Here is a 22013-nt window from a genome sequence, read left to right on the forward strand (position 1 = left end):
CGCATTTTTCGTGTCGGACACCTCATGCGCGACCGCGTTCTCATCCTATCGGTATTGATCGTTGCTTCCTGCGGTTTGGGCTATGAGCTCATCAGCAGCGCGCTGGCCAGCTATTTACTGGGCGATTCGATACTTCAGTTCTCTTCCGTCATCGGCTGCTACCTGTTCGCCATGGGCATCGGCTCGTGGTTGTCAAAATATGTAAGAGACGAAGACGTTTTGAATCGATTTATCGACGTCGAACTGCTGGTCGCGTTGTTGGGCGGTGTGTCCGCGGCGGTCCTTTTCCTGGTGTTCGCCTGGCTGTCGGCCCCCTTTCGTGCCGCCCTGTACGTGGGCGTCTTCGTCATCGGCCTGATGGTGGGCATGGAAATCCCGCTGGTGATGCGTGTCTTCAACCAGCGCAAAGCGGAATTCCGAGAAATCGTCAGCCGCGTGCTGACGTTCGACTACCTGGGCGCGCTGGCCGTATCCCTGATCTTTCCATTGCTGCTGGCGCCCAAGCTGGGCCTGCTGCGCACCAGCTTCCTGTTCGGCATCATGAACGCCAGCGTGGCGCTATGGACCACCTGGCTGTTCCGCGCCGAGATCCGCCGCCCCGGCGAAAAAGCCATCCGCGCGTGCGTGGTGATCGGCTTCCTGGCGCTGGGCTTCATGTATTCCACCGCCATGACGGCCTGGGCCGAGAAAGGGCTGTACGGCGACGACGTCGTGCACGCCGAAACCACGCCCTACCAGCGCCTGGTGGTCACCCGCTGGCACGACGACTTGCGCCTGTACATCAACAACAATCTGCAGTTCTCGTCGCGCGATGAACACCGCTATCACGAATCGCTGGTGCATCCCGGACTGCAAACGCTGCCCTCGGCGCGCAATGTGCTGGTGCTGGGCGGCGGCGACGGCCTGGCCGTGCGCGAAATTCTTAAGTACAAGAACATCGAGCGCGTCACGCTGGTGGATCTGGATCCCGCCATGACCGGGCTGTTCTCGCGTTCCGAACCGCTGGTCAAGCTGAACCAGGGGTCGTTGAAGGATCCGCGCGTCACCGTCATCAACGACGACGCCGGCCGTTGGCTGGAAACCCATGCCGAAGTCTACGACTTCATCGTGGTGGACTTCCCGGATCCCTCCAACTTCGGGCTGGGCCGGCTGTACTCGGTGCCCGTCTATCACCTGATGGCGCGCCACCTGGCCGAAAATGGCTACATGGTGGTCCAGTCGACTTCGCCCTACTTCGCGCCGCGCTCGTTCTGGAGCGTGGACGCCACCTTGAAAGAGGCGGGGCTGAACACGTGGCCGTACCACGCCTACGTGCCGTCATTCGGCGACTGGGGGTTCATCCTGGCCAGCAAGCGGCGCGACTACACGCCGCCCGACAAAATCACCGTGCCCACCCGCTACCTGGATGCTGCGACCACCCGCGAACTGTTCCACTTCCCGGCCGACATGCCGGCCTTGGCGATGCCGCCGAATCGCTTGAATGAGCAGTCGCTCGTGCGCTATTTCGACGAGGACTGGCGCAAGGTCATCCGCTGATGCAGCGTCGCACCTTCCTGCTGGGCGCGGCGACCGCGGCGGCGGCGGGCACGGCTGGCTACTACCGGTCGCGCATCGTCGAGACCACGCCGCACATCCACTACCCCGGCATGCAGGCCGGCCACGCCTTGCGCGATGGCGCGGCGCTGCCCGTCCCGTCCGCCAGCTACCGGCATGACGTGGCCATCCTGGGCGCCGGCGTGGCCGGCCTGTCCTGCGCCTGGAAGCTGGCGCGGGAGGGGCATACGAACTTCGTCGTCGTCCAAGGCCCTGAATTCGCCGGCAACGCGGCGGCCGGCCAGCAAGACGAGCTGGACTATCCGTTGGGCGCGCACTATCTGCCGCTGCCGTCCATGGCGTCGACCCACGTGCGCGAGATGCTGGCCGACTTCGGCATCATCGAACGCGGCGCGGCCGAACTGCGCCCGTACTACGACGAATCCACCCTGGTGCACTCGCCGCAAGAACGCCTGCTGCGCAACGGGCGTTGGGAAGACGCCCTGCTGCCCATGACCGGATTGCCCGACGCCGACGTGGCGCAGCATCGCCGGTTCCTGGCGTTGATTGACCGGCTCCACACGCAGACCGGAAGCGACGGCCGCAAGGTCTTCAGCATTCCGATCGTGCTGTCGTCGCAAGACGCCGCGTGGCGCGCGCTGGACACGATCACGTTCAAGCAATGGCTGGACCGCGAAGGCTACACGTCGCCAGCCCTGCACTGGTACCTGAACTATTGCTGCCGCGATGACTATGGCGCGCAGTACGACGTGGTGTCGGCCTGGGCCGGCCTGCATTACTTCGCCAGCCGCGACGGCCACGCGGCCAATGCGGGCGAAGGCGCGGTACTGACCTGGCCCGGCGGATTGGCCGCGCTGACGGACCGCATGCGCGACGCAATCACCCAAAAACTCGGGCATGCGCGATGGCTGCTGCCCGGCACGGCGGTGCGCGTGAACGAAACGCCGGGCGGCACGCTGACGACTTGCGTGACCGCGGGCGTTTCCTCCGGGGCCTACACGCTGCAATCGCGCCGCACAGTCTGCGCCATGCCGCTGTTCGTGGCCCAGCGCATCCTGCCGGACATCCGCGCCTACGGCTACGACCCGGCGGCGCACGCTTCGTCGCATGCGCCGTGGCTGGTATCGAACTTCGTGCTGGAAGGCTATCCGCTGGAAGCGCCCGGTGAACCGCTGTCGTGGGACAACGTGGTTTACCAGGGCCAGGCGTTGGGCTACGTCGTGTCCACGCACCAGCTGCTGCGCGTTGCGCGATCACCGCGCACGGTGTTCACCGCGTACCACGCGCTAAGCGGCCAGACGCCGAACGCCGCGCGCCAATGGCTGGCCACGGCCCGCCCGCAAGACCTGCGCGACGAAGCCGCCGCCGATCTTGTAGCCGCCTATGGCCGCGAATTCTGGCGCAATGCGCGCCGGCTCGAGATCACGGTGCGCGGCCACGCCATGGCCACGCCCCGGTGCGGCTACCTGTCCAATCCGGGGCTCGCGGCCTTGCGCGAGGTGGACGGACCGATCCTGTTTGCGCATGCGGACTTATCGGGCTATTCCGTCTTCGAAGAGGCCTCGTGGTGGGGCGTGGTGGCGGCCGGCCGAATCCTTGGTCAATCGCCACCGCAAGCTTGATGCCGCCGGCGTGACGGATTCCCTCCTGCGCCGCCATCCGCTGCAATACAATTCCCGGCCTCGACGCTTCGAATAAAAACTCATGGGAAAGCACGTCATCGTCTTGGGCGCGGGCATTGTTGGGGTCTGCTGCGCGCTGGAGTTGCTGCGCCGCGGCGCGACGGTCACCTTGGTCGACAAGCAAGAACCCGGCATGGAAACGTCGATGGGCAACGCCGGCGTGCTGGCGCGCAGCTCGCTGATGCCGTTCAACCATCCCGGCTTATGGCGGCAACTGCCGCGCCTGCTGAAAAACGATACGGTCCAGTTCCGCTACCGCGCGCGATACCTGGCACGCAACCTGGGCTGGGCGGCGCGTTTCCTGATGCATGCGCGGCCTGCGGTCTTCCGCGAAACCGTCGAAGCCCTGGACGGCTTGATCCGGCTGTCCGCGCCCGAACACCTGAAACTGCTGGACGCCGCCGGCGCACGCCATCGTTTGCGCGACACGGGATGGGTGTTTCTGTATCGCAGCGAGGCGGCCTGGGACGGTAGTGCGCTAGCCCGCGAGACCTTTGCCCGGCATGACGTTCCGACGCAGATCCTTAGCCCCGCCGAACTGGCGGCAATGGAGCCTGCGCTTAGCCCCCTCTTCCATCGAGCGCTGTGGATCCAGGGATCGTATTCGGTCGACGACCCGCATGAGGTCGTTGCCGCCTATGCGGATCTGTTCTTGCGAATGGGCGGCACGTTCAAACGCGCCGCCGCTACCGCCATCCGCCGCGATGGCCAGCGCTGGACGGTGCAGGGGTCCCAGGATTCCGAATCGCTGTCGGCGGATCAGCTTGTCGTGGCGTTGGGCCCCTGGTCCAAAGGCCTGTTGAAGACGACGGGCATCAACCTGCCCATGGCCTTCGAACGCGGGTATCACATGCACTACGGCGGCGAGGATGGCGCCCGCGTGAGCCGGCCCGTCTACGACACAGGCGGCGGCTACGTGCTGTCACCTATGGCGCGCGGCCTGCGGCTGACCACCGGCGTCCAGCTGGATGATTGCGACGCGCCCGCCCGGCCAGACCAACTGGCGCTGGCAGAGGCGCGGGCGCGTGAAGCGTTTCCGTTAGGCGAACGCCTGGACCCCGCCGCCTGGTTGGGACGCCGCCCCACCCTGTCCGACAGCCGCCCGATGATCGGCGAAGCGCCACGCCACCCAGGACTATGGCTGGCGGTGGGGCATCAGCACATCGGGTTCAGCACGGCGCCGGGCACGGCGAAGATTTTGGGCGAACTGATGTTCGACGAGGCAGCGGAATCCCGCTACCGGGCCTTCCGGCCTGGCCGCTTCCTATGACGCCCAACGCAGGCCGCCGCCTCGTAGGGTGAGTGCGCTGCCTCGTAGGATGGGTGAAGCGCGAGAGAAAGCCGGTAAAAGCGCCGGTATCCAGCGCGCGCAACCCATCAAGCAGCGCTGATGTTGTGGCCGAACCCGATAAGAAGCGAGGCGCTGCTTGATGGGTTGCGCGCGCTGAAGGCCAGTGTTCTTGCTTCATGACTCTCGCGCTTCACCCATCCTACGGCCGCGCGGCTTCGAAAGGCCGCGCGGCCCCGAAAGGCCGCGCGACTGTCTTCAGGGCAAAGCCGGAATCAGCCCAGCAGCAAGGCGTCGTCCGACAGCTTTTCGCCGCGCACGCGTTCGAACATGGCCAGCAGGTCCGGCACGTCCATGCCGCGGCGTTCGTCGCCGGACACGTCCAGCACCACCTGGCCTTGATGCAGCATCACCGTGCGGTCGCCCACGTCCAGCGCCTGGCGCATGCTGTGCGTAACCATCATCGTGGTCAGCTGATTCTCGGCCACGATGCGGGCCGTCAACTGCAGCACGAAGTCAGCCGTGCGCGGGTCCAGCGCCGCGGTGTGCTCATCCAGCAGAAGAATGCGCGAAGGCTGCAAGGCCGCCATCAACAGGCTGACCGCCTGGCGCTGACCGCCAGACAACAAGCCGATGCGATCGGTCAGCCGGTTTTCCAACCCCAGGCCCAACGTGGACAGGCGTTCGCGGAAACCGTCCTTCATCGATGCCTTGACCGCCCGGCTGTAGCCGCGACGCGCGCCGCGCATTTGCGCCAGCGCCATGTTCTCTTCGATGGTCAGGTCTTCGCAGGTGCCCGCCATCGGGTCCTGGAACACCCGGGCCACGCGGCCGGCGCGCGCCCAGACGGGCTGGCGCGTGACGTCCACGCCGTTGATATCGATGCGGCCGGAATCCACGGGCAAGTCGCCCGACACGGCGTTCAAAAACGTAGATTTGCCAGCGCCGTTGGAGCCGATGACGGTCACGAACTGGCCCGACGGGATTTCCAGCGACATGCCGCGCAAGGCGCGGGTTTCGATGGGCGTGCCGGCGTTGAAAGTAATCTTGAGATCTTTAGCGGACAACATTTCAGTACTCCATTGTGCAGTCGCAGCACCCGCGCCGCTTGAAACCGGCGCAGCGAGACCGGGGCCGCCGCGAAGCCGGTTTTACCGGTCCGCCGACGGCGCCCCCTTGATGGGGAAGCGCCACAGACGCTTCGGGGGTGGACATCATCCTTTCTTGCCGACCAGGCGGCGCTTGAGCATCGGGATGACCAGGGCGACCGTGACCAGCACTGCGGTGACGAGGTTCAAGTCCTGCGCCTTCAAGCCGATGAAATCGCTGTTCAGTGCCAGGGCGATGAAAAAGCGATAGACGATGGCGCCGATGATGACGGCAAGGGTCGCCAGCATCAGTTTGCGCGACGGCAAAATGCTCTCGCCGACGATCACCGCGGCCAGGCCGATCACGATGGTGCCGATGCCCATCGAGATGTCCGAGCCGCCTTGCGTCTGCGCGAACAGCGCGCCGGCCAAGGCGACCAGCGCGTTCGACAGCGCCATGCCGCCCAGGATCATGCGGCCGGTGTTGACGCCTTGCGCGCGGGCCATGCGGCCGTTGGAGCCGGTGGCGCGCACGGCCAGGCCGGTCTGCGTGGCGAAGAACCAGTCCAGCGCCAGCTTGGCTAGGATCACGATCACGATCAGGATCAGCGGCCGGGCGACGTAGTCGGAAATCCAGCCCGGCTGCAAGATCGTGAAAACAGTGGGTTCGGTGATCAGCGGCACGTTGGGCTTGCCCATGATGCGCAGGTTGACCGAATACAGCGCGATCATCATCAAGATGCTGGCCAGCAAATCCATGATCTTCAGCTTCACGTTCAGCCAACCGGTGACCAGGCCCGCGGCCGCGCCGGCGAACGTGGCGATGATGGTGGCCGAAAACGGATCCGTACCCGAGGCGATCAGCGTGGCACAGACGGCGCCGCCCAGCGGAAAGCTGCCGTCAACGGTCAGGTCGGGGAAGCGCAGCAGGCGAAAGGAGATAAACACGCCCAAGGCCACCAGGCTGAAGATCAACCCGATCTCCAACGCGCCTAACAACGAGAACAATGACATGGGTCAAATCCAATCAGGGTAAGGAAGGTGCATATTAAAGACTTGAAACGTCGGATTTCTTGCGTTTGAGGGTCAGTTTTACCCGAGCTTTCGCAATAAACGTTTCCCGGGCCGCCATTTTCGCTTGTTTCCTGCCAAAGCGTCTCCACGCGTGTCGGCAATGCCGCAAGCGGAGTCGTACAAGACCGTTCAGGGAGCAAAAACGCAGACGATGGGGGGTAAGGCCAGACACGAAAAAACTTAACAAAAACCCCGCGCACGCCGGGCAGGCGTGGCGGGGCGCCTGCGGAACCGCTTTACTTCACGACCACCGCGGCCGACTTGATGATGGCATCCGACAGGGTCACGCCTTGCTTGGCGGCGGCGCCCGGATTCACGTACAGCTCAAGCTTCGAGATGGTTTCCGAGGGGATCGCACCGGGTTTTTCGCCCTTCAGGATGCGCACCACCACCTTGCCCGTCTGCACGCCCAGATCGCGGTAGTTGATGCCCAGCGCGGCAATGCCGCCGCGCTTGACGCTGTCGGTATCGGACGCGATCAGCGGGATCTTGGCGTCGTTGCCGACCTTCACCAGCGATTCATAGGCCGACACGACGTTGTTGTCGGTGTTGGTGTAGATAACGTCGACCTTGCCGATCAGGCTGCGCGCGGCCGAGGCCACGTCGACCGAACGCGGGGCGGCGGCTTCGACGAGGCTCATGCCGTACTTGGGCAGGATTTCCTGGAGCTTCTTCACGACCACGACCGAGTTGGCTTCGCCCGGGTTGTAGACCATGCCCACGCGCTTGGCGTTCGGAACGATCTTCTTGATCAGGTCGACTTGCTTGTCCAGCGCCAACAGGTCCGACACGCCGGTCACGTTGGTGCCCGAAGCATCCATGCTGGCAACGAGCTGGGCGGCGACGGGGTCGGTCACGGCGGAATACACCACCGGCACGTCCTTGGTGGCGGCCACGACCGCTTGTGCCGACGGCGTGGCAATGGCGACGATGGCGTCGGGCCGGTCGCCCACGAACTTGCGCGCGATCTGCGCGGCGGTGCCGTTATTGCCCTGCGCGCTTTGGTATTGCCACTTCAGGTTCTTGCCCGCTTCATAGCCGGCTTGCTTGAGCGCGTCTTGCACGCCGTCACGCACGGCGTCCAGCGCCGGGTGCTCGACGATGGCGGTGATCGCCACCGACTTCTGCTGCGCGGCCACAGGCGCGGCGATAGCCATCGCCAGCGCCATGGCGCCAACCGTCAGAAAATGTTTTTTTCCGATCAGCATACTAAGCTCCTTGAACCCTTGGTCGTTGTTCGTTGGGGGTTGTCGTGGGGGTTTCGTGGGGTTTCTTCGTTATGGCCGCGTCGGCGGCTTCCCGCCCATCTGGCTGACCATAAAGCCGTATAGTCTAACTTGCCGCCGAGCAAAATAACTTGGGGGGAATCCCTGAAATGGTGCATGCGACAAACAGCGTGCTCCATACCGGGGCACGCGGCGCCAATATACTAAACCGGCGCGGCCGCCTTTCCCCGCAGCCCGCCGCCGCTTCCAAAGGCCACACCATGATCAAACGCGCTTTGGGCCGTTCCGGCCTGCAAATTCCCCCACTTACTTTCGGCGGCAACGTCTTCGGCTGGACCGTCGACGAGGCCGGCACGTATTCACTGCTGGACGCCCTGGTCGACGCGGGCCTGAACTTCATCGACACGGCCGACGTCTATTCGCGCTGGGCCCCCGGCAATCAGGGCGGCGAATCCGAAACGCTGATCGGCAAATGGCTCAAGCGTTCCGGCAAACGCGATCGCGTGCTGATCGCGACCAAAGTCGGCATGGAGATGGGACCCGACGCGCAGGGCCTGGCGCCGGCGTATATCCGCCGCGCGCTGGACGCGTCGTTGGCCCGCCTGCAAACGGATCACATCGACCTGTATCAGTCCCACAAGGATGATCCCAACACGCCGCTGACCGACACGCTGGCTGAATACGCCAAGCACATCGAAGCCGGCAAAGTGCGCGCGATCGGGGCGTCGAACTACACGGCCGTGCGCTTGTCCGAAGCGCTGATCACGGCGGAACGCCACGACCTGCCCCGCTACGAGAGCATCCAGCCCGAATACAACCTGTATCGCCGCGAGACCTTCGAATCGGGCCTGCAGAGCCTGGTCAAGACGCAGCAGATGGGCACGATCAACTACTACGCGCTGGCCAGCGGATTCCTTAGCGGCAAGTACCGCAGCCCCGCCGATGCCGGCAAAAGCACGCGCGGACAGAAAATTGTCGACAATTACTTGAACGAGCGCGGCTTGCGCATCTTGAAAGCGCTGGACGAGGTAGCCGAAGACGCAGGCTGCACGCCTGCCCAGGCCGCGTTGGCCTGGCAGATCGCGCAGCCTGGCATCACCTCGCCCATCGTCAGCGCCACGTCCGTCGCCCAATTGGACGAACTGGTCAAGGCCGCCAGCCTGGTGCTGACGCATGACCAGCTGGCCCGGCTCAGCCAGGCCAGCGAGTGGCGTTAGGCGCGGAAAACATCAATCCAGCTTGACGCCGGAATCCTTCACGACTTTGGCCCAACGATCCACCTCGCTATCGACGAACTTGCCGAAATCGGCACCCGTCAGCGTGGGGATCGACGATCCGTTACCGGCCCAGGTTTCCTTGAGCTTCGGCGTATTCAAGGCCTTGGTGATTTCGACGGCCATCTTGTCGACCGCCTCTTTGGGCGTGCCGGCCGGCGCCCAGATGGCGTACCACGTCGACACGACGTAGTTGGGCACGCCTGCCTGGGCGGCGGTCGGTACGTCGGGCAACGAGGCCGACCGCTCGGTGGCAGCCACCGCCAGCGGTTTGATGGCGCCGGCGCGGATGTGGCCCGACGACGATCCCAAGCCATCGAACGCCAGATCGACTTGGCCGCCGATCAGTGCCGACAGCATCGGGCCCGCGCCCTGGTACGGCACATCCACCAGTTTGATGCCGGTCTGCATGGCGAAAAGCTCGCCGGCCAAGTGATGCGTGCTGCCCTTTCCGGCCGTGCCGTAGTTGATCTCGCCAGGGTGCTTCTTGGCGTAATCGATGAATTCCTGCAGGGTCTTCACCGGCAGCTTGGTGGCATTGATGACGACCACCTGCGGCGGCTGCGCCACCAGCGCGACGGGCACGAAGTCCTTTTGAATGTTGTAGTTCAGGCTTTTATAGAGCGATGGGGCCAACGCATGGTGCGCGCCGCCCATGAAGAAGGTGTAGCCGTCCGGCCGGGCCTTGGCGGCCACGCCCGCGCCCACCGTGCCGCCCGCGCCGCCTTTGTTGTCGATGACCACCGCCTGACCCAGCTGCGTGGTCAGTTGCTGGGCCAACGGACGGGCGAACGTATCCGTGCCGCCGCCAGCGGGGAACGGAACGATCAGCGTGATGGGGCGCTCTGGCCATTGCGCGGCGGCCACACCGCCGAAACTCAGGGCTGCCACGGCGAATACGGCCGCGGCGGTCGTGCGAACTTTCATGTTGTCTCCTCTTGCTGCATCATGGGGACGGCGCGGTTTTGTGCGTCTCGTCTCTTGAATTTCTTATGGAATGAAGCTGCCAGGACGGCGTAGCGATATATGGGGATGGGCCTCCTTGGAAAAAAAATGCCGGCCCCTGGGGGCCGGCATCCCGGTCGGCGTCAAAGCGCCTTGTAGGTTTCGCGCAGCACGTTCTTCTGCACCTTGCCCATGGTGTTGCGTGGCAGTTGGTCGATGATGTGCACGCGCTTGGGCACTTTGAAGTTCGCGATGCGCGACTTCAGTTCAAGCTGCATGGCGGCCCCGTCCAGCGACACGCCGTCCTTGGGCACGACAACCGCCACCACGGCCTCGCCAAAGTCCGCGTGCGGCACGCCGATAACCGCCGATTCCGCCACGCCGGGCATGTCGTCGATCAAGGTCTCGATCTCTTTCGGGTAGACGTTGAAGCCCCCGGAAATAATCAGGTCCTTGCTGCGGCCCACGATGGAAAGGTAGTCGGCCGGCACGTCGCGTCCGGCGGATTCCCCGCCCCAACGGCCCACGTCGCCCGTCTTGAACCAACCGTCTTCGGTGAATTCCTCGCGGGTCTTTTCCGGCATGCGCCAGTAGCCCGAGAACACGTTGGGTCCGCGCACCTGCACGTTGCCGATTTCGCCCGGCGCCAGCGCGATGCCGGCATCGTCCACCACGCGCACCTGCACGCCGGGCAGCGCGCGGCCGACCGTGCCGGCCAGGCGCTCGCCCTGCTTGGCATCGTAGGGGTTGGACGTCAGCATGACGGTCTCGCTCATGCCATAACGTTCCAGGATGGCGTGGCCGCTGCGCGTCTGAAAATCGGAAAACGTTTCGGCCAGCAACGGCGCGGACCCCGAAATGAACAGACGCATGTTCGCGCACACCGCGCGGTCGAAGCGCGGGTCCGCCAACAGGCGGACGTAGTACGTCGGCACGCCCATCATCACCGTGCTTCGCGGCAGGTAATGCAGCGCCTGGTCGGCGTCCAGCTTCGGCAGCCAGATCATCTTGGCGCCGGCCAGAAGCGCGCCGTGCGACGCCACGAACAGGCCGTGCACGTGGAAAATGGGCAGCATGTGTAGCAGCACGTCGTCTTCGCGCCACCCCCAATATTCGTGCAGCACCCGGGCGTTGGCGGCCAGGTTGCCGTGCGACAGCATTGCCCCCTTGCTGCGGCCGGTCGTGCCGGACGTGTACAGGATGGCGGCCAGGTCATCGGGCTGGCGGACGACGGTCTTGAAGGTTTGCGGCAAGCCGCCCGCGGCGTCCAGCAGCGTGCCGGTGCGGTCTTCGTCCAGGGTGTAGACATGCGCGCAACCGGCCTTGTCGGCGGCGCGCTGCACCCAATCGCGGTTCTTGCCGGCGCAGACCACCACGGCCGGCTCGGCGTTGCCCAGGAAGTACTCGATCTCGGCTTCGCGATAAGCCGTGTTCAACGGCAGATACACCAGCCCCGCGCGCAGCGTGGCCAGGTACAACAGCAGCGCTTCCGGCGATTTTTCGACTTGCACCGCCACGCGCGACCCGTCGGGCAGGTTCAGCGACGTCAGCAGGTTGGCCAGGCACGCCGTGGCGCGATCGATGTCGTCCCAGGTGTATTCAAGGTCGGGCGTTTCCAGCGCGACTTTGCTGCGGTCTTTGGGAAAGCCGCCTTGCAGGACAGCATAGAGGTTGGCGTTGCTCACCTTGGTCAGTCTCCGGAAAAGGAAGGGTCTACACCGGCCAGGAAGGCGCGCACGCCCTCCTTGTGGTCCCGGCTTTCGGCATAGGAGAAATAATCTTGATACTCGTCCTCGGTCAAGGCGCCGCCTTGGGCCAGCCGTGCGGACAAGCGTTTATTGATGCGGGCGGCCAACGGCGCGCCTTGGGCGATGCGGCCAGCGCTGCGGCGCGCGGCATCCGCCACCTGATCATCGGGGACGATGCGGGTCAGCAGGCCCAGGCCAAGCGCTTCTTCAGCGCCGAACACGCGGCCTTCAAGCAGGATGGCCAACGTCGCCGCGCGGCCGGCCAGCGCAAGCAGGCCGCGCATTTCATCCGGCGCCATGGGGAAACCCAGGCGGTTGATCGGCACGCCGAAACGCGCCGATGCCCCCGCGATGCGCAGGTCGCATTGGCTGGCGATTTCCAGCCCGCCGCCCACGCACACGCCGTCGATCTGCGCGATGACGGGATGCGGGCATTGCGCCACGGCCTGCAGCGCGGGCGCCAGGATTTCACGGTGATAGCGCTGCACGCCTGCCAAGTCGGCCCGCTGGACGGGAAACTCGCGGATGTCCGCGCCCGCCGCGAAGTTGCCGCCCTCGCCGCGCACGATCACGCAGCGCAGGGTGTCATCCGCGGCCAACTGCGTGAACACGTCCTGAAGTCCGCGCCACATGCCCACGGTTATCGCGTTCAGGCGGCCGGGATGCGCCAGCGTCACCCAGGCCAGCGCCTCTTCGCGTTCCAGCCGCACGCGGCCAGTCACGTCTTGCGTCATGTCCCCTGCCCTTTTTTATTAATGGATGGCGCCGTGTCTCCGGCGATCAGGCCACGCGGCCCACGCTCCGGCTGACCTGCGGTTTGCCTTCGCCCAGCTTGGCCAGATTCGTGTCCAGCTCATCGAGGTCGTACAGATAGTTGACCATCAGCCCGCAAGACTGCTTCAGGCCTTTCTGCGACGTATCCGCCGCCCAGTTCAGGCGTTCGATGCGCGCGCCGTTGCCCAGGTGAAAGCGCGCCACCGCATCCAGCGGCAAGCTGTTCTTCATGGACTGCAAATAGCAGGCGGCCAGGCGAAAACCCGCGCGCTTGACCACGTCGGGCGCGCGGCCCTGGGCGGCCTTGGCCAGGCGCGACACCCAGCGCTGGCCGTCCGGCACGCCTTCGCGCTTGCGGTCTTTGGCGCGCGCCTTGTCTTCGCGCACGATGTCCTCGACGGCCTGGGCGTCCAGCTTGCCCAGCCAGTCCGAAAACCCGGGAATCGGTGACAGGGTGGCGAAGGACTTCAGCTTGGGCAATTCGTCCAGCAACTGTTCGACCACGCGCTTGAGCAGGAAATTGCCGAAGCTGATGCCCTTCAAGCCCGGTTGCGTATTGGAAATGGAATAGAAGATCGCCCAGCGGGCCTTGTCCAGGTCTTGGGGCGGCAGGGTGCTGTCCAGCAGCACCTGCACGTTGTCGGCCATCTGGCTGGCAAAGGCCACTTCCACGAAGATCAGCGGCACGCCGGGCATCTGCGGATGGAAGTAGGCGTAGCAGCGGCGGTCCGGCGATACCCGGCGGCGAAGATCGTCCCAGGACGTGATTTCATGCACGGCTTCGTACAGGATGAGCTTTTCCAGCAACGACGCCGGCGAATCCCAGGTCAGCGGGCGCAGTTCCAGCAACCCCACATCGAACCAGGCCGACAGCAGGCCTTCCAGTTCTTTGTCCAGGCTTTGGATACCCGCGACCTGTTTGCGCCAGCGCAGCATGTCGGCGCGCAATTCCACCAAAAAATGCAGGCCCTTTGCCTGGGCATTGAAGCGTTTGAACAAGCGCGTCCCTTCGCCGCCGTCGCCCGCGTAGGTGGCGCGGACCTGCGCCAACGCGGCCAGCATCAACCGGCGATCCTTGCCGTCAGCGGCGCTGTATTGCTCGCACCAGCGGCGCGCCAGCTTGTTCGCGGCGACGTCGGTCAAGCGCGCTTCGAACAGGCGCCGCACTTCGGATTCGCTGGGCAGGCGCCCGCGCTCCCATAGCCGGCCCAACCGCGTGATCAGGCTGGCCCCTTCGGCGGCCGACGCGGCGTCGATCGCTTCGGCCTCGGGCTCAGGCGTGCGTGCGCCCCGCGCGGGCGCGAGATTGGCGGGTACGGACATGGGCGGGCTCCTGGATGACGATGGGATCGGATAACGCCGGATCGGCGGCGTCTTCATGGGCTAATGCGCGCAGCGCTTCCAGCTGCCGCATCAAATGGGTATGCGCCAGCGCCTGCGCGGCGTCGCTGTCGTGCGCCTTCAGGGCGGCGAAGATGGCCAAGTGTTCGGCGCAGGATTGTTCAATTCGGCCTGGCCGCGCCAAGCTGCGGTGCCGCGACAGGCTCAGCACCTTGCGTAGATTGCCGACCATGTCGTTCAGCCACTGATTGCCGGACAGGGCCTGCACGGCCTCGTGAATCAGGTAGTTGGTTTGGTAGTACGCGTCGATGCGGCCAGCTTTGGCGTGGCCCGCCAGTTCGGTATGCAGCGGCTCAAGCGCGGCCAGTTCCGCGTCGGTGGCCTTGCGCGCGGCCTCGAAGGCGCAGCGCCCTTCCAGCATGGCCATCAACGGGAAGATGTCTTCCAGGTCTTGCGTGGACAGTTCGTTGACGAAGCAGCCGCGCCGCGGCTCCAGCCGCACCAGCCCTTCGGTGGCCAGCACTTTCAAGGCTTCGCGCAGGGGCGTGCGAGAGATGCCCAGCTCGCCCGCCAGCCGCAGCTCGTCGATCCATTCGCCGTTGGTCAACGCGCGCGCATGAATCATGGCGCGCAGCCGATCGGCGACTTCCAGGTACAGGGCTTGACGGACGATGGGTTGGCTCATATGGGGCGGTTGGGACTACACCGTAATTCATAATTATGAATAAACCCATGATAGATCCCGCCCGGGGAAAAGGTAAACCCCCTTCCCGCCCCGTGACTACCCTAATAGAACCCCGGGGCCGCCCCCGGAATAGATGCCCCCATGGACGAACCCGGATAGATTCGCCCGCGGACGTCGCGAATGGCCAGCCCCGGCGGCTGGCCGCCCTGCGCTTTAAAAGTGCAGCACGCCGTCGACGGCGTGGCGAGTCAGCGCGCGGGCCCAGCGGCGCGCCGGCAGGCCGTACTTCGATTCCACCACCTCGGCCCGCTCCAGCAGCTCGGCCGGCGTGATCGCCAGGCTTGGCCCTGAAAACGCCAGCACGATCTGGTTGCCGGCGTCGACTTCAGGCAACAGCACCACACGGTCGTCGAACGCTTTGGACAAATTGTCGATGTTCTTGCCGAAACTGTCGTGGCGGCCGAACAGGTTCACCGCCAGCACGCCCACATCCCCCAGTACCCGGCGGCAATCGCGGTAGAACTTCACGCTGTCGCGCACCGGGCCTTCAGCCGCGGCGTCGTACAGGTCGACCATCAGGACCGGGCAGCGCCCCGCGTTCAACGGATCAGCCACCCAGGCCCCCGCGTCCGCGTGTTCAACCTGAAGCCGGTTTTCTCCCGGCAGGCGGAAGAACATATGGCAAGCCGCCGTCACCCGGGGGTTCCATTCCACCGCCAGCAAGGGGCTGCGCGTGTGCTTCACGCAGAAGCGCACGAGCGATCCCGCGCCCAGGCCCAGCATGCCGATGGCCTCTTCCTTGGGCGGTTCCAGGAACAGCAGCCACGCCATCATCTGGCCGGTGTATTCCAGCACCAGTTCCGATGGGTTCTTGATGCGCATGGCGCCCTGTACCCATTCGGTGTTGAAGTGCAGATAGCGGACGCCGTCCACTTCGGACAGCGTAGGTTGGTCCAGCTCGGAAGGAAAGTTCGATTTATTCATGGCGGGATTGTAGGGCCGACGACGCCAGGCGTCAGACCCGCGTGGCGCCGGCGCCCGCCGGCCCGGTCTCCCGCCGCATCAGGCCGCGGACAGGGCCGCCGCGTCGGCCGCGCCCTCCCAGATGCGCTCCAGCAGCTCCGTGCAGGACGCTTGCGCATGCAAGCTGGCCGACAGGCGCAGCACGCGTTTCAGGTACAGGTGCGCGTCGCACTCCCAGGTCACGCCCATTGCCCCGTGCACCTGGATGGCGTTCTGGACAGCGCGTCGCCCGCCCTCCACCGCCAGCAAAGGCACGTACAAGCTGTCGCGGTCCGCCGACGCAGCGGCGGTATCGTGCGCCGACGCCGCCGCCATGCCGGCGAGCCGCGCGTCGTCCAGCGCCATCCAGTCGTCGGCCAGGCGATGCTTGATCGCCTGATTGGCGCCGATGGCTCGGTCGAATTGGCGGCGCTCACGCGCATAGGCGGCCGCCATGTCCAACGCGGCGGACGCGGCCCCCAGCAGTTCGGCGCAACGCAGCAGGCACAGCCGGGTCCGCAGCCGACGCCATGTGCCAGGCTCGACAGGCAGATCGATACGGTCCAGTAATTCGGGCCGCGTCGCTTGCGCCACCGGCATCGTCGGGTCCAGGCCCGCCGCGCCCGGCACCGGCGCGTACCGGTCCAGCCGCACCGTTCGCGGGCCGACATTGCGCACGGCCAACGCCGGCACGCCCTCGCCCGCGCCTTCGAAAAAGGCCGACCCATCCGGGCGCAAGGCAGCGTCGGCGAAATAGGCGCCGCCGTCCATCATCGTCCGCGCCCATTGCGCAGCCGGGCCGTCGATACCCGCCTCGCACAAGGTGGGCAACACGACCATGTTGGCCACCAGCGGCAGGCTCAACAGGTGCCGCCCCGCGGCTTCGGCCACGATCCAGGCCTCGCGCAGGCCCAGCGCCAAACCACCGGCAGCGTCAGGCGCCAGCAGTGCCGGCCAGCCCTGCCCGGCGATCTCGCCCCACAGCGCCAGGCGGGCGCCGGGCGGCCGCAAGGCCGCGCCGCGCGCCGCCGACGGAGGATGGCGTTCAGCCAGGAAGCGCTGGGCCGCGTCTTGCAGCATGCGCTGGTCTTCGGTCAAAGGCAGAGTCATAGCGATCGAAATCAATGAAGGGGTCAAGATGCGGCCCGCCATGCAATCGGGCGTCAGGCCTTGGGCAGGCCCAGCATCTGCTCGGCGATGATGTTGCGCTGGATCTCGGACGTGCCGGCCAGGATGGTTTCCGCGCGCGACCACAGATAGGCATGCGTGAGCGTCGCCGCTTGCGCGTCGGCGCCTTCGGCCAGGCAAGCCGTTTCACCCAGCAATTGCATCGACAGTTCAAGCAGCCGCTGGTGCGCTTCGCTCCAGTGAATCTTGGTGGATGATCCTTCCGGGCCGGGCGGGTCGCCCCGCATGGCGCCGGTCAGCGCGCGCTGCGACTTCAGCGCCAGCACATGGCTGTCGGCCGCCAACCGCGCCCACTTGTGCCGCACGGCGGCCGACGAGGCCGGCACGTGCCCGTATGCGTCTGGGCGTAGCGCCAGGCGGCGCACCTGCTCCAGTTCCTGCGCGAAACGCACCAGGCGCGGGATGAAGTAGGTGCCGCGTTCGAAACTGGCGGCGGCCATCGCCACTTTCCACCCTTGGTTCGGTTCGCCCAGCAATAGGTCCCGCGGCACGAAGACGTCTTCAAAAAACACTTCGCAAAATTCGGCTTCGCCCGTGATCTGGCGAATGGGCTCGACCCGCACGCCCGGGCTGCCCATGTCCACCAGCAGGAAACTCAGGCCACGGTGCTTGGGCGCCTGCGGATCGGTGCGCGCCAGCACGAAGCACCACTGCGCCCGGTCGGCGAACGACGTCCAGATCTTGTGGCCGTTCAGCCGATAGCCGCCCGGCGCGGGTTCGGCGCGCGTGCGCACCGACGCCAGGTCGGATCCGGCGCCCGGTTCCGAATAGCCCTGGCACCAGACCTCGCGGTTGGCCAGGATGCCGGGCAGAAAACGGCGTTTCTGCGCCTCGGTGCCGAAGTGCAGCAACGTCGGCGCCAGAATGCCGTGGCCGATCAGGTTCACGCCAAGCGGCGCGCCACAGCGCGCATGCTCTTCGTGGAACACGGCCTGCCGCGACAACGGCAGGTTCTTTCCGCCATACGCTTCGGGCCAGCCCAGACCGGACCAGCCATTCGCGCACAAGGTGTCTTCCCAGGCGCGCCTGAAATCCAGGTCGCGCGGGGCGGCCCCGCCCGGCCAATCCCGGGCGAAGGCCGCATAGGCCGAGGCCAGCCAGCCTCGCAGTTCCTGGCGAAAGGCGGCGTCATCCCGCGCCGCGTTCTCCCATCGGCTCATGCGTACTACTCCAGGCGAATGTTGGAATCGCGCGCCACCTTGGCCCAGGTGGTCACGTCTTGCCGGATGAAGGCCGAGAACGCCTTGGGATCACTGCCGATGATATCCAGCCCCAGCCCCACGAACTGCGCCTTCACATCGGGTTGCTGCAGGATTTGCGCGAGATTCTGGTAGAGCTTGTCGATCACCGTCTGCGGCGTGCGCGCCGGCGCCACCAACCCCAGCCACGGCATCGCCGAATAGCCCGGCAAGCCGGACGACGCCACCGTCGGCAGGTCTGGCACGGACGCCGACGGGCGTGTCGTGGTCACGGCCAGCGCGCGCAACTTGCCGTCCTTGACGAAGGGCCCCGACGAGGCCCACGCGTCGAACATCACCTGGATGCGGCCAGCCACCAGGTCGTTCAGCGCAGGCGCGCTGCCTTTGTACGGAATGTGCGCCATCTGCACGCCCGCCATGCTGTTGAAGAGTTCGGCTTCCAGGTGCGTCGAACTGCCGGTGCCGACCGAACCGTAGCTGACCTTGCCCGGATTGGCTTTCAAGTAGGCGATCAGTTCGCCCACGTTCTTGGCGGGAATCGACGGATGCACCTCCAGCACGTGCACGACGGACGCCACCTGGCTGACCGGCGCGAAATCCTTGATGGGGTCGTAGTTGACCTTGGCGTAGATGCTGGGCGCGATGCCCAGCGAGGACGCGGCCATCAGCAGGGTGTAGCCGTCCGGCTCCGCGCGCGACACGTAGTCCGACGCGATCATCGTCCCGCCTCCCGGCTTGTTCTCGACGATGACGGGCTGCCCCAGCTTTGCGGTCAAACGCTCGGCCAGCAGCCGGCTCATGATGTCCGCCGCGCCCCCGGGCGAGAACGGCACCACGATGCGCACGGGCCGGCTGGGAAACGCATCCTGGGCAAGCGCCGGATTCGCGACGCCGATGCAGGCCAGCGCAACGCTGGCCAATAGTCTCTTCATCATGCTTGTCTCCTCCTGGGGATACGCGGCGCGCGGTCGCGTGATTGCGGGTGCGCGCTACGGGGTTGCGGGCAGGATCAGCGCGTCCAGTACCGCAACGCCTTGTCCCGCCTCTTTGATCAGCAATGGATTGACTTCAATTTCCGCCACTTCCGCAGGCGCCGCAAGCAGGGCGTTGCCCACGGCGACGATGCTCCGGCAGGCCGCCGCCAGGTCCGCGCGAGGCTTGCCGCGATAGCCGTCCAGAAGCGGAAACGCCTTAAGCTCCCGCAGCATCTGCAAGGCGATATCTTCATCGACGGGCAGCAGGCGATGGCTCGTGTCCTGGTACAACTCGGTCAGCACGCCGCCCAGGCCCACCGTCAGGACGGGACCGAATACCGGATCGCGCGAGGCGCCCACGATGATCTCGGCCACGCCCCGCTCCATCTTCTGCACCATCACGCCGTCGATGCGCGCATCGGGTTGCGCTTGCCTGGCGGCCTGGATCACCCGGCTGCAAGCGGCCTTCACCGCCTCGTCGTCGGCCAGTCCCAGCGCCACGCCGCCGGCTTCCGTCTTATGCGCGATGTCGCCGCTAAGGATCTTCAGCGCCACGGGATACCCCGCCGCGCGCGCATCGGCCATTGCCTGGCCGGCGTCGCGCGCGGCATGCGCCCGCGCCTGCGGCAGCCCGAAAGCCGCGACGTACTCGCGCGCATCGACTTCGTTGCAAGGCAACGCCGGCACAGACGCCGCCTGCAGACGCGGCATCGGCGCAATGCGCTTGGCGGCGCGCGCGTCGCACCACAGCAGATACGGCGCCAGAGCGGACACGGCCTGGCCCAGGTCTTCAAACACGGCCACCTCGGCGGCGCGTAGCGCAGCCCTGCTTTGCGCCAAGCCGGTATCGATCGCCACGAACAGGCGCGGATGCTGGCGCGAAGCCTCGGCCAGCGCATCCGCCATGCGGTCCAGCATGTAGCCCGGGGCATAGACCACCACCGCGTCGATCGCGTCCGTCGTCGCCAGCGCCTGCAGCACCGTGCGCACAAAGTCCGGATCGTTGACCACATTGCCGGTCACGTCCACGGGATTGCCGACCATGCCGTAATCGGGAATGCCGCCGCGCAGCACGGCCTGCAAGGAATCCGGCAGATCGGGCAGGTCCAGTCCCGCGCCGATGAACTTGTCGGCCAGGATCGCGCCCAGCGCGCCCGACATCGTCAACACGGCCACCCGCTTGCCGGCACTGCGGTGGCGCAACGTCGCCAGGCTGGCCAGATGCGCCATCTGCGCGAAGTCCGTGGCCTCGATGACGTTCAACTGCCGGAAGGCCGCGGCGTACACACGCCGGTCTCCGGCCAACGCCGACGTGTGGGACCGCACGGCCTGCGCGCCCTTGTCCGTGCTGCCCGCCTTCAGCGCGATCAACAGCTTGCCCTGGCGTTCAAGCTCGCGGCAAGCGTGTGCGAAACGGCTGCCGTCGCGCAGTTGCTCGATATAGCCCAGCACGATTTCCGTCCGCGGATCGGCGGCCAGGTATTCCAGGTATTGCGAAAAATCCAGGCACGCTTCGTTGCCGGTATTGATGAAGTGCGAAAACGGTAGATCCAGCCTGCGCGCGATGGCGTACACGGCCGCGCAGACATTGCCGCTTTGCGTCAGCAAGCTGACGACGCCCGGTCCGGTTTGGGCCGACGCGGTCTTGAAGACCGAGGCGAACGCAGTATGCGCCTGCGTATTCAGATTGGCGAAGCCCATGCAGTTCGGCCCCGCCACGGCCATGCCGCTTTCGGCCACGAACGCTTCCAGCTCGTCCTGCAGGCGCACGCCGTCGCCGCCCGCCTCGGCAAACCCGGCGGCGTACACGATGGCGGCGCGCACGCCCCGGGCGTGACAGCGGCGCAGCATGGGCGTGACCTCGGCCGCGGCGATCGCCAGCACCGCCAGATCCACCGGTTCGGGCACCGTCTCGATATCGGGCCAGCAGCGCCTGCCGAACACTTCCCGGTACTTCGGATTCACCGGATAGATACCGCCCGCGTAGCCGAAGCGGGTCAAGAGTTCCAAGGGCATGCCACCGATACGCCCGGCGTTCGTGCTGGCGCCGATCATGGCGATCGACCCCGGATTCAGCAGGCAATCCAAGGCCGTCTTCATGCCGTTTCGCCCTTCTTGTTGCGCTGGATGGCCTGGGCCAGCCCGCGCTCGCGCACCGCCTGGAATTCTTCGCTCAGATGCGACAGCTGATGCGTATCGAAGTGCGCCGACAGCGCGGTGCGGAATCCCTGGGCGTCGGCGGTGCGGTTCAGCGACCGTTTGATCAGACGCAGGCCGAACGGCGGCGCCTGGGCGATCCGCCGCGCCAGCGCCAGCGTCGCCTCATCCAGTTCGGCCTCGGGCACGACGCGGTTCACCATGCCGATGCGCAGCGCCTCCTGTGCGTCGACCTTCTCGCCGGTGTAGAGCATTTCCTTGGCTTTGCGCAGGCCCATCACCCACGGATGGATCAGCACCTCGGTCGCGGCGGCCGCCAACGTGTGGCCCACCGGATCCGAAAAATATGCCGTGTCGGCGCACACCACCAGATCGCACATGTTGGCGATCATGAATCCGCCGGCGACGCAGGCGCCCTGCACTTGCGCCACGGTCGGCTTCGGAAAGTCCCAGATGCGCAGGCAATACCCGTAGTAGCGGCGCGACTCGTAATCCCAGCGCTCTTCCACGGTGAAGTCGGCGCGCTTGGCCTGCGCTTCTTTCAAGTCGTGCCCGGCCGAGAAATGCGCGCCGCGACCCGCCAGCACGACCACCCGCACGGAATCGTCTTGCTCGGCGCGCGTCAGGGCGTCATCCAATTCGTCCAGCATCTGTTGGCTTTGCGCATTGCGCGCGGATTCGCGCGCCAGGCTGATGCGGCATATCGAGTCAAGCCGTTCGACGGCCAGGGTGGCGTATTCCATAGTCTCCTCGTCTTTTGCTATGTCCGCGCTCGACACCGGCGCGGATCGACTGGATTGAATTAACGCACCCT

Annotated in this window: 18 protein-coding genes; 4 read left to right on the forward strand and 14 right to left on the reverse strand. The window is 65.9% G+C overall.

The window, feature by feature from the left end:
* Window positions 1-24: 24 nt before the first annotated feature.
* The 3 genes from ACI0FO_RS08750 to ACI0FO_RS08760 all read left to right on the forward strand — a co-directional run bounded on the left by ACI0FO_RS08750 (window position 25) and on the right by ACI0FO_RS08760 (window position 4506).
* A complete protein-coding gene (locus tag ACI0FO_RS08750; RefSeq protein WP_416025877.1) occupies window positions 25-1536 on the forward strand; it encodes a polyamine aminopropyltransferase in 1512 nt (503 codons plus the stop codon).
* A complete protein-coding gene (locus ACI0FO_RS08755; RefSeq protein ID WP_416025879.1) occupies window positions 1536-3176 on the forward strand; it encodes an NAD(P)-binding protein in 1641 nt (546 codons plus the stop codon). The genes ACI0FO_RS08750 and ACI0FO_RS08755 overlap by 1 nt, the downstream gene beginning before the upstream one ends.
* Before the next feature lie 82 nt (window positions 3177-3258).
* Entirely contained in the window at window positions 3259-4506 is a 1248-nt protein-coding gene (locus ACI0FO_RS08760; protein ID WP_416025880.1) for an NAD(P)/FAD-dependent oxidoreductase, read from the forward strand.
* Between the two features lie 293 nt (window positions 4507-4799).
* Here ACI0FO_RS08760 and ACI0FO_RS08765 read toward each other — a convergent pair whose 3' ends face one another.
* From ACI0FO_RS08765 to ACI0FO_RS08775, 3 genes are all read right to left on the reverse strand, one after another.
* Window positions 4800-5594, reverse strand: a complete 795-nt coding sequence (locus ACI0FO_RS08765) for an ABC transporter ATP-binding protein (protein ID WP_183012996.1) — start codon at window positions 5592-5594, stop codon at window positions 4800-4802.
* 144 nt (window positions 5595-5738) lie between these two features.
* Window positions 5739-6626 (reverse strand): ABC transporter permease, encoded by an 888-nt coding sequence (locus ACI0FO_RS08770; protein WP_105556539.1) that lies wholly within the window; start codon window positions 6624-6626, stop codon window positions 5739-5741.
* Between the two features lie 296 nt (window positions 6627-6922).
* The gene (locus ACI0FO_RS08775; RefSeq protein WP_416025882.1) at window positions 6923-7894 is read right to left on the reverse strand and encodes an ABC transporter substrate-binding protein; all 972 of its coding nucleotides are present in this window, start codon (window positions 7892-7894) and stop codon (window positions 6923-6925) included.
* 278 nt (window positions 7895-8172) lie between these two features.
* On the opposite strand from ACI0FO_RS08775, the gene ACI0FO_RS08780 reads away from it, so the two are divergent.
* Complete coding sequence (locus ACI0FO_RS08780; protein ID WP_416025884.1) at window positions 8173-9129, forward strand: aldo/keto reductase; 957 nt, start codon at window positions 8173-8175, stop codon at window positions 9127-9129.
* Between the two features lie 12 nt (window positions 9130-9141).
* Here the strand turns inward: ACI0FO_RS08780 and ACI0FO_RS08785 are convergent, their stop codons facing one another.
* The 11 genes from ACI0FO_RS08785 to ACI0FO_RS08835 form a co-directional block, all read right to left on the reverse strand.
* On the reverse strand, window positions 9142-10113 hold the full coding sequence (locus ACI0FO_RS08785; protein ID WP_416025885.1) for a Bug family tripartite tricarboxylate transporter substrate binding protein: 972 nt from the start codon (window positions 10111-10113) through the stop codon (window positions 9142-9144).
* Between the two features lie 161 nt (window positions 10114-10274).
* Window positions 10275-11816: a malonate--CoA ligase gene (locus tag ACI0FO_RS08790; RefSeq protein WP_416025887.1), complete on the reverse strand. Its 1542-nt coding sequence runs from the start codon at window positions 11814-11816 to the stop codon at window positions 10275-10277.
* Between the two features lie 5 nt (window positions 11817-11821).
* A complete protein-coding gene (locus ACI0FO_RS08795; protein ID WP_416025891.1) occupies window positions 11822-12613 on the reverse strand; it encodes an enoyl-CoA hydratase/isomerase family protein in 792 nt (263 codons plus the stop codon).
* Window positions 12614-12659: 46 nt separating this feature from the next.
* Window positions 12660-13976, reverse strand: coding sequence for a malonyl-CoA decarboxylase domain-containing protein (locus ACI0FO_RS08800; RefSeq protein ID WP_416025893.1), 1317 nt, complete (start codon window positions 13974-13976; stop codon window positions 12660-12662).
* Window positions 13927-14679, reverse strand: a complete 753-nt coding sequence (locus tag ACI0FO_RS08805; RefSeq protein WP_416025894.1) for a GntR family transcriptional regulator — start codon at window positions 14677-14679, stop codon at window positions 13927-13929. The genes ACI0FO_RS08800 and ACI0FO_RS08805 overlap by 50 nt, the downstream gene beginning before the upstream one ends.
* 213 nt (window positions 14680-14892) lie before the next feature.
* Window positions 14893-15663 (reverse strand): spermidine synthase, encoded by a 771-nt coding sequence (locus tag ACI0FO_RS08810; RefSeq protein WP_416025896.1) that lies wholly within the window; start codon window positions 15661-15663, stop codon window positions 14893-14895.
* A gap of 78 nt (window positions 15664-15741) precedes the next feature.
* Window positions 15742-16791 (reverse strand): acyl-CoA dehydrogenase family protein, encoded by a 1050-nt coding sequence (locus ACI0FO_RS08815; RefSeq protein WP_416025897.1) that lies wholly within the window; start codon window positions 16789-16791, stop codon window positions 15742-15744.
* Window positions 16792-16844: 53 nt separating this feature from the next.
* Window positions 16845-18029 carry an acyl-CoA dehydrogenase family protein gene (locus ACI0FO_RS08820; RefSeq protein ID WP_416025899.1) on the reverse strand — a complete coding sequence of 395 codons (1185 nt, stop codon included), beginning with the start codon at window positions 18027-18029 and terminating at the stop codon, window positions 16845-16847.
* 5 nt (window positions 18030-18034) lie between these two features.
* Window positions 18035-19003: a Bug family tripartite tricarboxylate transporter substrate binding protein gene (locus ACI0FO_RS08825; protein ID WP_416025900.1), complete on the reverse strand. Its 969-nt coding sequence runs from the start codon at window positions 19001-19003 to the stop codon at window positions 18035-18037.
* A gap of 54 nt (window positions 19004-19057) precedes the next feature.
* Window positions 19058-21142, reverse strand: coding sequence for an acetate--CoA ligase family protein (locus tag ACI0FO_RS08830; protein WP_416025901.1), 2085 nt, complete (start codon window positions 21140-21142; stop codon window positions 19058-19060).
* Window positions 21139-21942, reverse strand: coding sequence for an enoyl-CoA hydratase (locus ACI0FO_RS08835; protein WP_416025902.1), 804 nt, complete (start codon window positions 21940-21942; stop codon window positions 21139-21141). Before ACI0FO_RS08835 ends, ACI0FO_RS08830 begins: the two co-directional genes overlap by 4 nt.
* Window positions 21943-22013: the final 71 nt, after the last annotated feature.

Source organism: Achromobacter marplatensis (assembly GCF_049060505.1).
Taxonomy (GTDB): domain Bacteria; phylum Pseudomonadota; class Gammaproteobacteria; order Burkholderiales; family Burkholderiaceae_B; genus Achromobacter; species Achromobacter marplatensis_A.

Bases quoted from the DNA above. Each gene is read 5' to 3' on its own strand.
- ACI0FO_RS08755 (WP_416025879.1), top strand. From the start codon at position 1,536: ATGCAGCGTCGCACCTTCCTGCTGGGCGCGGCGACCGCGGCGGCGGCG.
- ACI0FO_RS08825 (WP_416025900.1), bottom strand. From the start codon at position 19,003: ATGATGAAGAGACTATTGGCCAGCGTTGCGCTGGCCTGCATCGGCGTC.
- ACI0FO_RS08775 (WP_416025882.1), bottom strand. From the start codon at position 7,894: ATGCTGATCGGAAAAAAACATTTTCTGACGGTTGGCGCCATGGCGCTG.
- ACI0FO_RS08820 (WP_416025899.1), bottom strand. From the start codon at position 18,029: ATGAGCCGATGGGAGAACGCGGCGCGGGATGACGCCGCCTTTCGCCAG.
- ACI0FO_RS08830 (WP_416025901.1), bottom strand. From the start codon at position 21,142: ATGAAGACGGCCTTGGATTGCCTGCTGAATCCGGGGTCGATCGCCATG.
- ACI0FO_RS08785 (WP_416025885.1), bottom strand. From the start codon at position 10,113: ATGAAAGTTCGCACGACCGCCGCGGCCGTATTCGCCGTGGCAGCCCTG.
- ACI0FO_RS08770 (WP_105556539.1), bottom strand. From the start codon at position 6,626: ATGTCATTGTTCTCGTTGTTAGGCGCGTTGGAGATCGGGTTGATCTTC.
- ACI0FO_RS08780 (WP_416025884.1), top strand. From the start codon at position 8,173: ATGATCAAACGCGCTTTGGGCCGTTCCGGCCTGCAAATTCCCCCACTT.
- ACI0FO_RS08810 (WP_416025896.1), bottom strand. From the start codon at position 15,663: ATGAATAAATCGAACTTTCCTTCCGAGCTGGACCAACCTACGCTGTCC.
- ACI0FO_RS08795 (WP_416025891.1), bottom strand. From the start codon at position 12,613: ATGACGCAAGACGTGACTGGCCGCGTGCGGCTGGAACGCGAAGAGGCG.
- ACI0FO_RS08835 (WP_416025902.1), bottom strand. From the start codon at position 21,942: ATGGAATACGCCACCCTGGCCGTCGAACGGCTTGACTCGATATGCCGC.
- ACI0FO_RS08815 (WP_416025897.1), bottom strand. From the start codon at position 16,791: ATGACTCTGCCTTTGACCGAAGACCAGCGCATGCTGCAAGACGCGGCC.
- ACI0FO_RS08800 (WP_416025893.1), bottom strand. From the start codon at position 13,976: ATGTCCGTACCCGCCAATCTCGCGCCCGCGCGGGGCGCACGCACGCCT.
- ACI0FO_RS08760 (WP_416025880.1), top strand. From the start codon at position 3,259: ATGGGAAAGCACGTCATCGTCTTGGGCGCGGGCATTGTTGGGGTCTGC.
- ACI0FO_RS08805 (WP_416025894.1), bottom strand. From the start codon at position 14,679: ATGAGCCAACCCATCGTCCGTCAAGCCCTGTACCTGGAAGTCGCCGAT.
- ACI0FO_RS08765 (WP_183012996.1), bottom strand. From the start codon at position 5,594: ATGTTGTCCGCTAAAGATCTCAAGATTACTTTCAACGCCGGCACGCCC.
- ACI0FO_RS08750 (WP_416025877.1), top strand. From the start codon at position 25: ATGCGCGACCGCGTTCTCATCCTATCGGTATTGATCGTTGCTTCCTGC.